Annotated in this window: 11 protein-coding genes; all 11 read left to right on the forward strand. The window is 69.5% G+C overall.

What is annotated here, in order from left to right; genetic code table 11:
- Positions 1–110: 110 nt before the first annotated feature.
- The 11 genes from R2B67_RS23865 to R2B67_RS23915 all read left to right on the forward strand — a co-directional run bounded on the left by R2B67_RS23865 (position 111) and on the right by R2B67_RS23915 (position 13,962).
- The gene (locus R2B67_RS23865; protein ID WP_317820907.1) at positions 111–1,136 is read left to right on the forward strand and encodes a carbohydrate ABC transporter permease; all 1,026 of its coding nucleotides are present in this window, start codon (positions 111–113) and stop codon (positions 1,134–1,136) included.
- Positions 1,133–2,053 (forward strand): carbohydrate ABC transporter permease, encoded by a 921-nt coding sequence (locus R2B67_RS23870; RefSeq protein ID WP_317820909.1) that lies wholly within the window; start codon positions 1,133–1,135, stop codon positions 2,051–2,053. The genes R2B67_RS23865 and R2B67_RS23870 overlap by 4 nt, the downstream gene beginning before the upstream one ends.
- Positions 2,054–2,176: 123 nt before the next feature.
- The gene (locus R2B67_RS23875) at positions 2,177–3,634 is read left to right on the forward strand and encodes a GH1 family beta-glucosidase (RefSeq protein WP_317820911.1); all 1,458 of its coding nucleotides are present in this window, start codon (positions 2,177–2,179) and stop codon (positions 3,632–3,634) included.
- Between the two features lie 166 nt (positions 3,635–3,800).
- Complete coding sequence (locus R2B67_RS23880; RefSeq protein WP_026241329.1) at positions 3,801–4,835, forward strand: LacI family DNA-binding transcriptional regulator; 1,035 nt, start codon at positions 3,801–3,803, stop codon at positions 4,833–4,835.
- Between the two features lie 364 nt (positions 4,836–5,199).
- Entirely contained in the window at positions 5,200–6,390 is a 1,191-nt protein-coding gene (locus tag R2B67_RS23885) for a helix-turn-helix domain-containing protein (RefSeq protein ID WP_317820913.1), read from the forward strand.
- 162 nt (positions 6,391–6,552) lie between these two features.
- Positions 6,553–7,035, forward strand: a complete 483-nt coding sequence (locus R2B67_RS23890) for an ATP-binding protein (protein ID WP_317820915.1) — start codon at positions 6,553–6,555, stop codon at positions 7,033–7,035.
- An 88-nt stretch (positions 7,036–7,123) separates the two neighbouring features.
- Positions 7,124–8,359 (forward strand): methyltransferase, FxLD system, encoded by a 1,236-nt coding sequence (fxlM, locus tag R2B67_RS23895; RefSeq protein ID WP_317820917.1) that lies wholly within the window; start codon positions 7,124–7,126, stop codon positions 8,357–8,359.
- A gap of 52 nt (positions 8,360–8,411) precedes the next feature.
- Positions 8,412–8,606: an FxLD family lanthipeptide gene (locus R2B67_RS23900; protein WP_317820918.1), complete on the forward strand. Its 195-nt coding sequence runs from the start codon at positions 8,412–8,414 to the stop codon at positions 8,604–8,606.
- 90 nt (positions 8,607–8,696) lie between these two features.
- Positions 8,697–11,762, forward strand: coding sequence for a lantibiotic dehydratase (locus R2B67_RS23905; RefSeq protein ID WP_317820920.1), 3,066 nt, complete (start codon positions 8,697–8,699; stop codon positions 11,760–11,762).
- Entirely contained in the window at positions 11,759–12,991 is a 1,233-nt protein-coding gene (locus R2B67_RS23910) for a lanthionine synthetase C family protein (protein ID WP_317820922.1), read from the forward strand. Before R2B67_RS23905 ends, R2B67_RS23910 begins: the two co-directional genes overlap by 4 nt.
- Positions 12,973–13,962: a thiopeptide-type bacteriocin biosynthesis protein gene (locus R2B67_RS23915; RefSeq protein WP_317820924.1), complete on the forward strand. Its 990-nt coding sequence runs from the start codon at positions 12,973–12,975 to the stop codon at positions 13,960–13,962. Before R2B67_RS23910 ends, R2B67_RS23915 begins: the two co-directional genes overlap by 19 nt.
- The last annotated feature ends 74 nt before the right edge of the window (positions 13,963–14,036 follow it).

Genomic DNA, 14,036 nt, shown 5'->3' on the forward strand with positions numbered 1-14,036 from the left:
GGGCGACTCCTGCCACGCCCGCCCGCCCCGGCCGCCCGGCCCCGCTCCTCCATACATTCCGCCCGCCCGTCCACCTCCGGCGGAGCGCCCCCAGGGAAGGACTCCCGCCCGTGGCAACCTCGACCCCCACCCGGGACGCACACACCACCCCGCCCCGCGAACCGCAGAAGGAACCACCGTCCGAGCGGCGGCAGTTGTGGCGCAGCCGGCTGTGGCGGTTCGACGACAAGGCGTCCCCGTACGCGTACATCGCGCCGTTCTTCCTGATCTTCGGGGCCTTCGGCCTCTACCCGCTCCTCTACACCGGCTGGATCGCCCTGCACCGGGTCTCGATGACCGGCCTGGACAGTATGGAATGGGTGGGCTGGGAGAACTTCGACAAGATCCTGCACGACCCGGAGTTCTGGACCTCGGTCAGCAACACCTTCCTCATCGGTGTCATCTCGACCGTCCCGCAACTCCTGATCGCCCTCGGCCTCGCGCATCTGCTCAACTACCGCCTGCGCGCCAGCACGTTCTGGCGGACGATCATCCTCACGCCGTACGCGACCTCCGTCGCCTCGGCCGCCCTCGTCTTCGCGCTGGTCTTCCGGGCGGACGGCGGACTGCTCAACTGGGCCCTCGGCCTCGTCGGCTTCGACCCGGTCAACTGGGCCAACGGGCACTGGACTTCGAAGCTCGCCATCTCGATCATCGTGATCTGGCGCTGGACCGGCTACAACGCGCTGATCTACCTGGCGGCGATGCAGGCGGTGCCCAACGACCTCTACGAGGCAGCCTCGTTGGACGGTGCTTCGCGCTGGCAGCAGTTCCTCAAGGTCACCATCCCCTCGCTGCGGCCGACGATCCTGTTCACGATCGTCATCTCGACGATCGGCTCCATGCAGCTGTTCGGTGAGCCGCTGCTGCTGGAGGGCGGCGCGATGGGCGCCACCGGCGGCAACGAGAACCAGTACGAGACGCTCAGCATCTACCTCTACAACTACGGCTGGAACCTCGGCCATCTCGGTCCGGCCGCCGCCGTGGCCTGGGCGATGCTCGCGCTCCTGCTCCTCATCGCGGCCGTCAACTGGCTCATCGGCCGCTACGTCGTCCGCACGTCCGACTCCGCGGTCCGAACGGGAGCGACCCGATGACCATGACCAGCCCCACCCCCACCGCCCCGGTGAAGCTCGCGCCGCCTCCGAAGGGCAGTGCCCCGCACCGTCCCCGCCGCTTCAGGATGGGCGCCGGCCAGCAGATGAAGGGCGGCCCGTTCGCGTACATCGCGCTCGCCGTCGTCGGCTTCGGCTCGCTGCTGCCGCTGTACTGGACCCTGGTGGCGGCCTCCCGCACCCAGGACGAGGTCCTCGCCTCCACCCCGCCGTTCCTGCCGGGCGGAAAGCTGCTGGAGAACGTCCAGACGGCCTGGGAGCAGGCCAACCTAGGCAAGGCGATCGTCAACAGCATCATCGTCTCGTCGTCCATCACGGTCGCGACGCTGTTCTTCTGCACGCTCGCCGGATACGCGTTCGCCAAGATGCGCTTCCGGGGTCGCGGTTGGCTGATGACCGCCGTCATCGCCACGCTCACGATCCCGCCGCAGCTCAGCGTGGTCCCGCTCTTCATGATGATGTCCGGCCTCGGCTGGGGCGGGCAGCTCGAATCGGTGATCTTCCCGACGCTGGTGAGCGCGTTCGGCGTGTTCTTCATGCGTCAGTACCTGATCGAGGCGCTGCCGTACGAGCTCATCGAGGCGGCCAAGATCGACGGGGCCAACAACTTCCGCATCGTGGTGAGCGTGGTGCTGCCGGTGGCCCGACCCGCGATGATGGTGCTCGGGATGCTCACCTTCGTCCAGGCGTGGAACGACTTCTTCTGGCCCTACCTCGCCCTGAATCAGCAGAACCCGACCCTCCAGGTGGCCCTCGGCCAGCTCAGCGCCTCGTACACCCCCGACCAGTCCATCGTCATGGCGGGCGCGCTGATCAGCACGCTGCCGCTGCTGGCGGTGTTCGTGCTCTTCGGCAAGAAGATCGTGGGCGGGATCATGTCGGGCGCGGTCAAGGGCTGACGCCACTACGGGAGGTGCGGTAAGCCTCTGACGCCACCTTGTGGTGCGGTCACCCCCGACCGCACCACCCCACCCCCTCTCCACCTCACTCCTCCCCCTCTACTCCTCTGGGAGCGCTCCCACATGACAGTCGTACGATCCGACACTGCCCCGCGCCAGGCCTCTGCGGCCCCCGCCCCCTTCCCGACCGGCTTCATCTGGGGCGCCGCCACCGCCGCGTACCAGGTGGAAGGGGCGGCCGCCGAGAACGGCCGCACCCCCTCCATCTGGGACACCTTCAGCCACACCCCCGGCAAGGTCCAGAACGGCGACACCGGGGATGTGGCCGCCGACCACTTCCACCGCTACCGCGACGATGTGGCGCTGATGAAGCGGCTCGGCCTCAAGGCGTACCGCTTCTCCGTCTCCTGGTCCCGGGTCCAGCCCACCGGCCGGGGCCCCGCCGTCGAACGCGGCCTGGACTTCTACCGCGCGCTCGTCGACGAGCTGCTGGCCGCCGGCATCACGCCCGTCGCCACGCTCTACCACTGGGACCTGCCCCAGGAGCTGGAGGACGCGGGCGGCTGGCCCGAGCGCGCGACGGCCGAACGGTTCGCGGAGTACGCGGCCATCATGGCCCGCGCGCTCGGCGACCGGGTCGGGATGTGGACGACGCTCAACGAGCCCTGGTGCACGGCCTTCCTCGGTTACGGCTCCGGGGTCCACGCCCCCGGCCGCACCGAGCCGGCCGCAGCCCTGCGGGCCGCCCACCATCTCAACCTGGCCCACGGCCGGGCGACCGAGGCGCTGCGCACCCACCTCCCCGCTGCCGCGCAGACCTCGGTCACCCTCAACCTCCACCAGGTTCGCCCGCTCACCGGCAGTGAAGCGGACGCGGACGCGGCGCGCCGGATCGACGCCGTGGGCAACCGGATCTTCACGGGCCCGATGCTGCACGGCGCGTACCCGGAGGACCTCCTGACCGACACCGAACGCATCGTGAACTGGCCGGAGTTGATCCACGACGGCGACCTCGCCGCCATCGCCGCCCCCATCGACGTGCTCGGGGTCAACTACTACACGCCCACCATCGTCTCCACGCCCGCCGACGGCGCCGGGGACACCCGCAACGACGGCCACGGCAGCAGCGACCACTCCCCGTGGCCGGGCTCGGAGCACGTGGCGTTCCACCTCGCCGAGGGCAAGCCGCGTACGGCCATGAACTGGTCGGTCGACCCGAACGGCCTCCACGCCCTCCTCATGGACGTGGCCCGCGAGAACCCGGGCCTGCCGCTGATGGTCACCGAGAACGGCGCGGCCTTCGAGGACACCGTGGACGCGAACGGCCAGGTCCACGACCCGGAGCGGATTGCCTATCTGCACGGCCATCTCGCCGCCGTACAGCGGGCGGTGGCCGACGGGGCCGACGTACGCGGCTACTTCCTCTGGTCGCTGATGGACAACTTCGAGTGGGGGTACGGCTACGCGAAGCGGTTCGGCGCGGTCCACATCGACTACGCGACCCAGCGCCGCACCCCCAAGGCGAGCGCGCACTGGTACAGCGAGGTGATCGCCCGCCACGGACTGCCGCCGGAGGCGTGACGCCCTGAGCGCTGTTGGCCCCGGTGGTGACAGACCGGGGCCCACACCTCCACCCGGTCTTGGGAGCGCTCCCAATACACTGTCCGTACGCTCGTCGGAGTGATCGATCCAGGACTTGGATTGACTGTACGGCTGTGAGAAATTGACCGGGAACGGGGAGGCAGCCATGGCGGCAGCGCGAGTACGGAACGGCGGGCGGCCCACGCTCGAAGAGGTGGCGGCCAGAGCCGGCGTCGGCCGCGGCACCGCCTCCCGCGTCATCAACGGCTCGCCCCGGGTCAGCGAAGCGACCCGCGAGGCGGTCGAGGCGGCCGTCGCCGAGCTGGGTTACGTCCCCAACCGCGCGGCCCGCGCCCTCGCCGGCAACCGCACCGACGCCATCGCGCTGGTGGTGCCGGAGCCGGAGACCCGCTTCTTCGCCGAGCCGTACTTCTCCGCCATAGTGCGCGGCGTAGGCGCGGCCCTCGCCGACACCGACATGCAGCTGCTCCTCACCCTCGCGGGCAACGACCGCGAGCGCCGCCGGCTGGCCCAGTACCTCACCGCGCACCGGGTCGACGGGGTCCTCCTGGTCGCGGTCCACGCCGACGACCCGCTGCCCGAACTGCTGGAACAGCTCGGCATGCCGTGCGTGATCAGCGGCGCGAGGCACGCGAACGAGCCTCTCGCCTCGGTCGACTCGGACAACTTCGACGGGGCGCGGGCGGCCGTCGAGCACCTGATCACCCGCGGCCGCCGCTCGGTCGCCACGATCACCGGCCGCCTGGAGGTCTACGGAGCCCAGCGCCGCCTGGACGGCTACCGCGCCGCCCTCGCCGCCGCGGGCCTGCCCCCGGACGAACGCCTCATCGCCCCCGCCGACTTCACCGAGGAGGGCGGCGCCCGGGCGATGCGCGAACTCCTGGCCCGCCGCCCCCACCTGGACGCGGTCTTCGCCGCCTCCGACGTGATGGCGGCCGGCGCCCGCCAGGTCCTCCGCGAGGCGGACCGCCGGATCCCCGAGGACGTGGCCCTGATCGGCTTCGACGACTCGGTGGTCGCCCGCCACATGCACCCGGCCCTCACCAGCGTCCGCCAGCCCATCGAGGAGATGGGCCGCCGGATGGCCCAGCTTTTGCTTGAGGAGATCGCGGGGCGCGTGGGGGAGGAGCGGCCGACGGTGGTGCTGCCCACGGAGCTGGTGGTCCGCGACTCCTCGTGACGGCTTCGGAGCGGTCTGCCTGACCGTCGTTCTTGCTGAGGTTCAGGTCTGAAAGCATGTGCTCATGAGCGTCAGGGAGTCCCCCTGGCACTAGTCTTCCCTGCGCGAGCGGGGGTGGTCCGTCGACGGCGATCCGGCGGGACCGCTCCACGATGTCTTCCCTGCGCGAGCGGGGGTGTTCCGGACGGCGGCTGGGCCCGCAAGGACAGCGAGCAGTCTTCCCCACGCGGGTGGGGTAGTTCGCCATGAGCTTGGCGGCCATCAATGACCGAACTCCGCTGCACGCGGCGCGGAGTTCGGTCGTGGTCCGCGAAAGCGAACGCGCGGGTACCGTTCTGCTGTCGAAGCAGAACAGGAGACAGGTATGCACGCTCTGCCTCAAGACCGCGCCGGAGTGCGAATCGCACGTCTACGGCGAGAACGCCACCTCACTCAAACCGCCCTGGCCGACCTCGCCGGAGTTCCCTACAACACGCTGACCAAGATCGAGCAGGGCAGGCTGGAGGCCACCCCGCATGCCGTTGCCTGTCTTGCCCGCGCCATGCGTGTGGAGGTTGCCACGATCATGGGGCAGCCGTACAAGGATGACTTGCGCGCCGATGAGCTCGATGTCCTGATAGCGCCGATTCGAGAGGCGCTGGACGTCTACGACCTGGGCGCCGACCCTGACATCTCGGCACGTCCGCTCCAGACTCTGCGGGAGGAGTCCGAGGGGTTGTGCGCGGCCGTTCGCGCAGGAGAGATCAAGCGGGCGGCCAGCGACGTTGCTGGTCTGATCGAGGAGACAACCACAGCAGCGCACACGCTCGGTGGCAGTGACGGGTGGTTGGTCCTCGCTTCCCTCTACCGAACCTCGTACGACGTGGCCACCAAGTTGGGATACGCCGACCTGGCGCAGCTTTCGCTCGCGCGGTTGGACTGGGCTGCCCAGCGCGCGAGCGATGCGGTATTCGGAGGTGCGTACCAGTACTTCCGTGCCCTGGCCTATCTGCGAGAGGGGAAGCTTCGGACCGGCCAGCGGCTCATCGACCTGGGGCTGCGGACGATCGGGCAGGCGGACCCTTCGCGAGCGCGGGAAGTCGTGGCCGGTCAGCTTCACCTCGGTGGTTCGGTGATGGCCGGCCGGGCTCACGACGAGGACCAGGCCATGGGACACCTCGCTGAGGCCGAGAGCATTGCCGCCCGCATCGGTGAGTCGCCGAAGGTGCTGTGGATGGCCTTCGGCGGGACGAACGTCGGTGTCCATCGGGTGTCGGTCCTCGCCGAACTCGATAAGTATGACAAGGCCGTCGAGGCGGCAGACACACTCGCCATCCCCCACGACTGGCCGAAATCGCGGACCAGCCATCACTGGGCCGAGGTGGCCCGCTCGCAGATGTGGATGGGGAAGCTCGAAGCCTCGTTCGCCAGTCTGCTCAAAGCGCGCAGGACCGCTCCGCAGCAAGCGAAGTACCACCCTGCGGTGAGGGAGACGTACGCGAGTCTGGAAGCGGCACATCGTCGCTTGCCCGACACATTCCTCTCGTACGGAAGCTGGCTGACCTCGCAAGCTTGACCGTGGGTCAGGCCTTGGCCCCAACTAGCCTGAACTCAGGCCAGTTGGGGCCTAGTTGTCGGTCCAACATGTCGTCACTGGCCATTTCGACATGGGGCTCGGACGCGGATTCATGGCTCTCCCGGCGTTGCCGCGTACCCCCACGAGCTGGAGGACCTGGCAATGTCATTCACCGCCCTTGGCCGAGCGGTACCGAAGCCGCCGTTCGACGGCGCGAGAAGTGCCCCCGTCGTCCGGCTGTGTGCCGTCAGTCTGGAACGTACGACCCCGCCCGGTCAGCCGCTGACCGACGCTGATCGGCGTAGGCCTGAGCAATTGCGGCGTTTGAGCTGCGCCCTGCTCGATCTGTGGGACCTGGGTTCGTACGTCGACGACGTAGAACTGCTTGTCTCCGAACTCGTGACGAACGCGTTGCAGCATGGGACGGGCCTGGCGGTCCATGTCCGGATCTGTGCCGACGACGACCACCTGCACCTCTACGTCGAGGACGGCTCCTCGAACAGGCCGGTCCCGCGCCCGATGGATATCGAGGCGGAGAACGGGCGGGGCCTGCACATGGTCGCTGCCATCGCTGACCACCTGGATACCAGCGAGGACGGCACCACGGTCCATTGCGCGATGGCCTTATCGGAGCGTGCGGCGTGAGCGTAGCCGAGCCCGCCCAGGTGGCTTCCTGGCCCTCCAGCACGCTGACGCAGTTCTCCCTCCAAACACCTACGGATGAAGGAAGTTCATGGCGAACACGACCGTCGGCCCCGACGAGGCGACCCGCCTGCGCAACAAGGTGGTGGATGAACTGTGCGCGGACGGCACTATCTCCTCTCCGGAGATCGAGGCTGTCATGCGGAAGCTGCCCCGTCACGAGTTCACGCCCGGCGCCCCGCTGGACAAGGCGTACGACACGTATGCCGCCGTGATCACCAAGACGGACGAGCAGGGAGTGCAGCTCAGCTCCGTCTCCGCCCCGCAGATCCAGGCCATGATGCTGGAGCAGGCCCAGGTGCGCCCCGGAATGCGGGTGCTGGAGATCGGATCGGGCGGGCTGAACGCTGCCTACCTCGCCGAACTCGTCGGCGGGGACGGTGAAGTCGTCACCGTGGACATCGACCCCGTTGTCACCGACCGCGCCAGGCGACTCCTGAACGAGCACGGCTACGGCCGGGTGCGCGTCGTCACCGCCGATGCAGCCGAGCCCATTCCGGACCTCGGTGACGTGGACGTCGTCATGGTGACCGCCGGAGCGTGGGACATCTCCCCGGCATGGACCGCGCAGCTCAGACAGGGCGGCCGGCTCGTCGTACCGCTGCGGATGCGAGGCCTGACCCGGTCGGTCGCCTTCATCCAGGTCGCAGGCGAGCGCGGAACTCACCTGGAGAGCGAATCGGCGCGGATCTGCGGCTTCGTTCCGATGCAGGGCTCTACCGCCCACCGGGAAGAGCTCCTCCTCGTCAATGGCACCCCGGAAATCGGGCTGCGGTTCGACGACGGCCTCCCGGCCGACCCGCATCGGCTGGACAACGCCGTCACCACACCACGCCACGAGCTGTGGACCGGCGTCACCATCGGACTTCAGGAACTCCTCGACACCCTCCAGATGGCGCTGGCGATCAGCCTGCCTGGCTTCTGCACCATGGCCGTGGACGAAGACCTGGACACGGGTCTGGTCGCTCCCACGAACAGGCGGTTCGCCCTCGCTGCCGTGGAGGACGACACCTTCGCCTATCTCGTCACCCGACGTACCGAGGACAACAAGCACGTCGAGTACGGCGTTCACGCCCTGGGGCCGAACGCGGAAAGGTTCGCCGACACCTTCGCCGACGTGCTCCGCGACTGGAAAGCCCACCGGCGCGGCGGCCCCAGCCCGCTCATCCGCGTCCATCCGGCCGACACCCCCGATGACCGGATCACGGCCGACCGGGTCATCGACAAGGTGCACAGCCGCATCTCGCTCTCCTGGCCCTCGGCGTAACGCCGGGAGCCAGGTCGTCCCGCACCACTCGAAGAAGAGAAAGGGCTCCATCATGACGAGCGCCACCCTGGCCCCGCCCGCCCCGTCGGCGGAACTGGATGACGAGGACTTCGCGCCCTTGGACGTGAAGGTCGTCATCGCCGAGCACGCGTACGGCAAGCTCATGTGCTCCACCGGCGACGGCTGCGGCAGCACCTGCGCGACCGGCTCCTCCGCCTGCAACTCCTTCGTGGAGGACCCGGCCTGATCCAGGCCACCGCTCGCTGGGGGGCCGGATGCGGCGCTGCGTCCGGCCCCCCAGCCACCTCTCCCTACCGCTCGCTTGAAGAAGGGCCTCATGGGTTCCCGAGCAGCCGCCGACTACCAGTGGCAGGGCGCCGCGATGTTGCGCGCCACCACCAGCCGCAGCCCGGCAGACATCCCCCGCACTCTCGACCTGGACAACGTGGCCGCCACTCGTGGATGGCTGAACCGCATCTGGCAGCGCGAGGACTTCCGCAGCGCGCTGGAGCTGGCCACACCCGCCCTGTCCGACGCCATCGAGGCCGTCGTCCGGGGCCGGCAGGCCGAGCCCCGGCACGTCCGTCGCACCGCGCTGTCGACGGTTTCCTACCTGTTGCGGTGGCAGCACCGCCCGACCCCGCTGGGCCTGTTCGCCGGGACCGCCTCTGTATCCGTGGGGCCCCGGGTGAGCGTGCGCTGGCGGGACAAGCACCGCGCTACGATCCGGCCGGATGCCGAGTGGGTCACCGACATGGTTCTCCGACTCCAGCGCAGCCCCGGGTTACTGAAGCGGTTACCGCTCGTCGCCAACAACGTCGCTTGTACTCGCGGCGACCGGCTCGTGGCGCCGGGGCCGCCCTCCGACGGACACGCCCTTCTTCTGGCCCCGGTCGAGGTATCCGTCCGAAATACCCGGCCGGTGGCTGCCGCGATGGACGTGGCCCGCGCACCCATTCCCTTCAGCGACCTCCACGGCCGCCTGCGCGACGACTTCCCGCAGGCCACGCCCGAGAAGATCGACGCTCTCCTCATGAGCCTGGTCGAGCAGCAGTTCCTCATCACCAGCCTGTGGGCGCCCATGACCACCGTGGACGCCTTCCAGCACCTGTGCCACGAATTGGACCGGCACCAGGCGGACAGCGTCCCGGAGGTACGGGACCTGGTCCACGCGTTGTACGCGGTGCGCGAGGACGTATCCGCACACCAGCCGACGTTCTCCCATACCGGAGTGAGCGCCCTCGCCGCACGGATGCGCGCCCTGACCCCCGTCACTCCGACACCGCTGCTCATCGACACCGCGCTCGACTGCGAGACCCAGCTCCCGCAGCCCGTGATCGCGGAAGTGCAAGCAGCCCTGTCGGCCCTGTACAGGACCACCCCACAGCCCTACGGCTACCAGCACTGGCGCGACTACCACCGTCGGTTCCGGGCTCGGTACGGTGTCGGCGCTCTGGTGCCGGTGATGGAACTGGTCTCCGACAGCGGCCTGGGCCTGCCTGCCGGTTACGTCGGATCCGAGCGCGGCACCGCGCCGAAACTGCTCACCGATCGCGACGAACTGCTGCTCGCCATGGTGCAGCAAGTTCTTCTGGACGGCCGCGATGAACTCCGTCTCACGGACGAGACGGTCGCCGCCTTGGAGAAGGCCGCGGGAAGTGACGAGCGGCTGTTCGTGCCCCGGGTCGAGGCCGCCTTCGAAGTCCACGCCCCCAGCACCACGGCTCTGACGCGAGGCTCCTTCGACGTGCTGCTGACCGCGGTGCCGCGGCCCGGCAGCAGCATGGCCGGCCGCTTCGCGCATGTGCTGCGGCCCGAGGAACAGGAAGCACTCGCCGCCACGTATCACGGGGTCCCGGGGGCTCTCCCCACACAGCTCGTGTTCACCCCACGACGCCGTCGCAACGAGAACGTCACCCGTACACCACGCCTGCTGCCGAACGTCCTCGAACTGTCCGGTCACCGAGGGAGGAACGAGAGGGCCATGCAACTCGCCGACATCGCCGTCACCGCGGACTCACGCACCTTCTCCCTCGTGCAGCTCTCCACCGGCCGGTGCATCGACATGCGGGTCCTGCACGCCTTGGAAGGGGGGACCCAGACCCCGCCGCTGGCCCGCTTCCTCGCCGAGGTGGCCGGCGCGCGGTGCGCCGCCTACAAGCCGTTCGACTTCGGAGCCGGCTCCCGGCTCCCGTTCCTGCCACGGGTGCGCTACCGCCGCACCCTCCTCGCTCAGGCCCGATGGCTGCTGATGGCCGACGACCTGCCGGGCCGCAAGGCTCCGACTCCGGAGTGGGAGCACGCCTTCGATGCCTGGCGGGGCCGGATGCGGGTCCCGGTGCAGGTCGCCATGATCGAGTACGACCAGCGCCTTCCCCTCGACCTGTCCCACCCTGTCCACCGCCGGCTGCTGCGTACGCACCTCGACAGCACCCGGCGCCTGGAGCTGCGCGAGGTCCCGGACGGCGACGCCCACGGCTGGATCGGGCGGGCACACGAGATCTGGCTCTCCCTCGGCCGGTCCCAGCCCGAGACCACTGATGTGTCCCGGCCGCACCCCACCCCACCGGCTACCCTCGGCCGACACCTTCCCGGTGCCGACGAGGTCCTCCTCGCGCAGCTCCACACCCACCCGCGCCGCTATGAAGAGATCCTCGGTCGCCACCTGCCCCGCCTTCTCGCCGCGTTCGGTGAGCCCCCTCCGACCTGGTGGTTCACCCGCTACCGGGAGATGGCCCGCCCGGACGCCGACCAGCACCTCGACCTCATGCTGCACCTGCTGCCGGGCACATACGGGGCGGCAGCTGATCACCTCCGTATCTGGGCGGACAGTCTGCACGGGCTCGGTCTGGCGTCCGGTCTCGTCCTGGCTCCCTACCGTCCGCAGACCGGGCGCTTCGGCGGCGGGCCGGCCATGGATGCCGCGCACCAGGTGTTCGCAGCGGACTCCGCCGCAGCCGTCGCGCAGATCCAGCTCACCGAGCGCGCGGACACCTTCGCCCCTCAGGCACTCGCCGCGACGAGCGCCCTGCACCTCGTGACCCACCTAGCGCCGAGCATTGCCGCAGCCGAGGAATGGTTGGTGCGGAACCTCCCTCAGGGCAAGGGGCGGTTGGACCGGACCCTGCGAAATCAGGTGCTCGAGCTCGCCGCTCCGGAAGGTGCCGCCGCTCTCGCGACTCTTCCCGGCGGCTCCCTCGTCACCGAGACGTGGCAGGCGCGCGCTGCTGCCCTGGACGCCTACAGGCACGCCCTGGCCGGGGAGCGCGACCCGCTCGCCGTAGCCCGGTCCTTGTTGCACCAGCACCACGTCCGGGCACTGGGCGTCAGCCCGAGCGCCGAGGCGACCACGCTACGGCTCGTACGGACTGCGGCGCTTCAGCACCGGATGGCGAGCCGATGACCGCGCCGACCGTCATTGCCGCAGGGATCCTGGAGCAGTACACAACCCAGCTGGCAGAACCCGCTTCCCCACCCCCGGACGAGCCTTGGGTGGTGCAGTCCCTCGCTGACGGCGCCGCCGGGATCAGCCTGCTGCACGTCGAGATGGCCGGACACTACGGCAGCTCCTGGCAGCCCGCTCACCGGTGGATCAACGCCGCAGCCGCCGGACCGATCAGCGCGGCCGACACCACAGGCCTGTTCCTCGGCGCCCCCGCCGTCGGCTTCCTCCTCGCCACTGTTCCGCCGCCCTTCCAGCACCTGTACGACCCGGCGCGCAGGACCCTCCACCGCCACATCACCGACCTCGCCCACCGCCGCGTGGATGTCGCACTCACACGCATCAAGAGCCGCGGGCTGCCCTCCTTCGCCGAGTACGACGTCTTCTACGGACTCACCGGCATCGGGGCCTACCTCCTGCGCACCGACCCCGAAGGCGCTGCCTTGGAACGGGTCCTTCGGTATCTTGTCGCCCTGACCCGCCCGCTCGCTCCCGGTGGCCGTGGCCTGCCCGGCTGGTGGGTCCGCCACGACCCCGCCCGCGGCGAATCCCCTCACTTCCCCGGCGGCCACGGCAACTTCGGTGCCGCGCACGGCATCACCGGCCCGCTCCTCCTCTTGGCTCAAGCCCTGCGACGAGGTATCACGGTCGGCGGCCACGAAGATGCCATGTGGACCATCTGTGAACACCTTGACGCCTGGTGCCAGCAAGGGCCGTTCGGCCCGTGGTGGCCCGAACACCTTTCGCGGAGCGACTTCGACCGGGGGCGCCCTCACCACGACGCTCCCGCCCGGCCCAGCTGGTGCTACGGAACGACGGGCATCGCACGGGCCGGGCAACTTGCCGGGCTCGCCCTGCGGGCCCCCGCGCTCCAGGCGTTCTACGAGGATGCCCTGTACCGGGCCCTGACCGACCCCGAGCAGCTCGCTCATGTTGCTGACGCCGGTCTGTGCCACGGCTGGGCAGGCATTTACCAGACCGCCGTCCGAGCTGCCGCCGATGCCCTCGACCCCCGCTTGCAGAACCTCGTGGGGAGCCTCGGAGCCACCCTCGCCTCGCAGGCCCGGCCCGGTGGGCTCCCGGTGGCCGGGCTGATCAACGGCGACGCCGGCACCGCCCTCGCCCTCACCACTCTCGTCGCGCAGCAGACTCCGATCACCGGATGGGACGCATGTCTCTTGATCAACTGACTCAGGCGGAGCCGGACCCGGTGCAGATGGCGGTCCACGCTGTACTCATCGGCGTGCCGCTCGCCGAAGCGGCAGCCCAGTACCGGATGGACCCCGTGGTGCTGTCCGATGCGGTCGCGGTCTACGACCGGGCAGGCCGGGAGGCCCTGGACCGTCACACCTCCGCCACCGGCTGGTGGCAGGTGTACCTCCACTTCACCGACTGGCCGAACGCCGACACCACCTTCACCACCCACGTGCTGCCCATGCTGCGAGAGGCGGAAGACGCCCGGATCATCGACGGCTGGTGGTACACCCGGAAGCACCCCTGTTGGCGCCTGCGCCTTCGCGTACGGCCGGAACCAGGAGCTGGAGTGCCCATCGCCGAAGGCTTCGACCGCCTTGTCTCCGACGGGCGCCTGCAACGGTGGTGGCCCGGCATCTACGAGCCGGAGACCGCAGCGTTCGGGGGGACGGCCGGCATGGCGGGCGCACACGCCCTTTTCATCACCGACAGCCGGGAGGCGCAGCAGCTGCGGCACCGTGGCGACCTGGGCGTGGGACCGCGGGAACTGTCCGTCCTCCTCTGCACGATCATGATGCGCGCTGCCGGGCTGGAGTGGTACGAGCAAGGGGACGTCTGGCACCGCGTGATCACGCGCGAGCACCGATCGGCCATCAGCGATGTTCCGACGGGCCGCCTCAACGCCCATGCTCAGGAGATCCGCCCCCTGCTTCTGGCCGACAGCGATGCCCTAGTGCGCCCCGGTGGGCCGCTTGAGCCCATCGCCGAGTGGGCCGATGCCTTCCGCGACATGGGGGAGGCACTCGGTAGCGCCGTCAGGGAAGGGACGCTCGACCGTGGATTGCGGCAGGTGCTCAGTTACCACGTGATCTTCCATTGGAACCGGCTCGGCCTGTCCATGCGAGGACAGAGCATCCTGGCATGGGCCGCCAGGGCGGCGATACTCCACACGGAGAACAGGGCGTGAACAAGGTGGTATGGACATGACCAAAAGGCAGGACTAGCCTCCATCTTGGTCTAGACCAAGTGTGGCGAGCCGCC

The organism is Streptomyces cyaneofuscatus (genome assembly GCF_033109485.1).
GTDB classification, from domain to species: domain Bacteria; phylum Actinomycetota; class Actinomycetes; order Streptomycetales; family Streptomycetaceae; genus Streptomyces; species Streptomyces cyaneofuscatus.

Bases quoted from the DNA above. Each gene is read 5' to 3' on its own strand.
- fxlM (WP_317820917.1), top strand. From the start codon at position 7,124: ATGGCGAACACGACCGTCGGCCCCGACGAGGCGACCCGCCTGCGCAAC.
- R2B67_RS23880 (WP_026241329.1), top strand. From the start codon at position 3,801: ATGGCGGCAGCGCGAGTACGGAACGGCGGGCGGCCCACGCTCGAAGAG.
- R2B67_RS23885 (WP_317820913.1), top strand. From the start codon at position 5,200: ATGCACGCTCTGCCTCAAGACCGCGCCGGAGTGCGAATCGCACGTCTA.
- R2B67_RS23875 (WP_317820911.1), top strand. From the start codon at position 2,177: ATGACAGTCGTACGATCCGACACTGCCCCGCGCCAGGCCTCTGCGGCC.
- R2B67_RS23905 (WP_317820920.1), top strand. From the start codon at position 8,697: ATGGGTTCCCGAGCAGCCGCCGACTACCAGTGGCAGGGCGCCGCGATG.
- R2B67_RS23910 (WP_317820922.1), top strand. From the start codon at position 11,759: ATGACCGCGCCGACCGTCATTGCCGCAGGGATCCTGGAGCAGTACACA.
- R2B67_RS23915 (WP_317820924.1), top strand. From the start codon at position 12,973: ATGTCTCTTGATCAACTGACTCAGGCGGAGCCGGACCCGGTGCAGATG.
- R2B67_RS23890 (WP_317820915.1), top strand. From the start codon at position 6,553: ATGTCATTCACCGCCCTTGGCCGAGCGGTACCGAAGCCGCCGTTCGAC.
- R2B67_RS23900 (WP_317820918.1), top strand. From the start codon at position 8,412: ATGACGAGCGCCACCCTGGCCCCGCCCGCCCCGTCGGCGGAACTGGAT.
- R2B67_RS23870 (WP_317820909.1), top strand. From the start codon at position 1,133: ATGACCATGACCAGCCCCACCCCCACCGCCCCGGTGAAGCTCGCGCCG.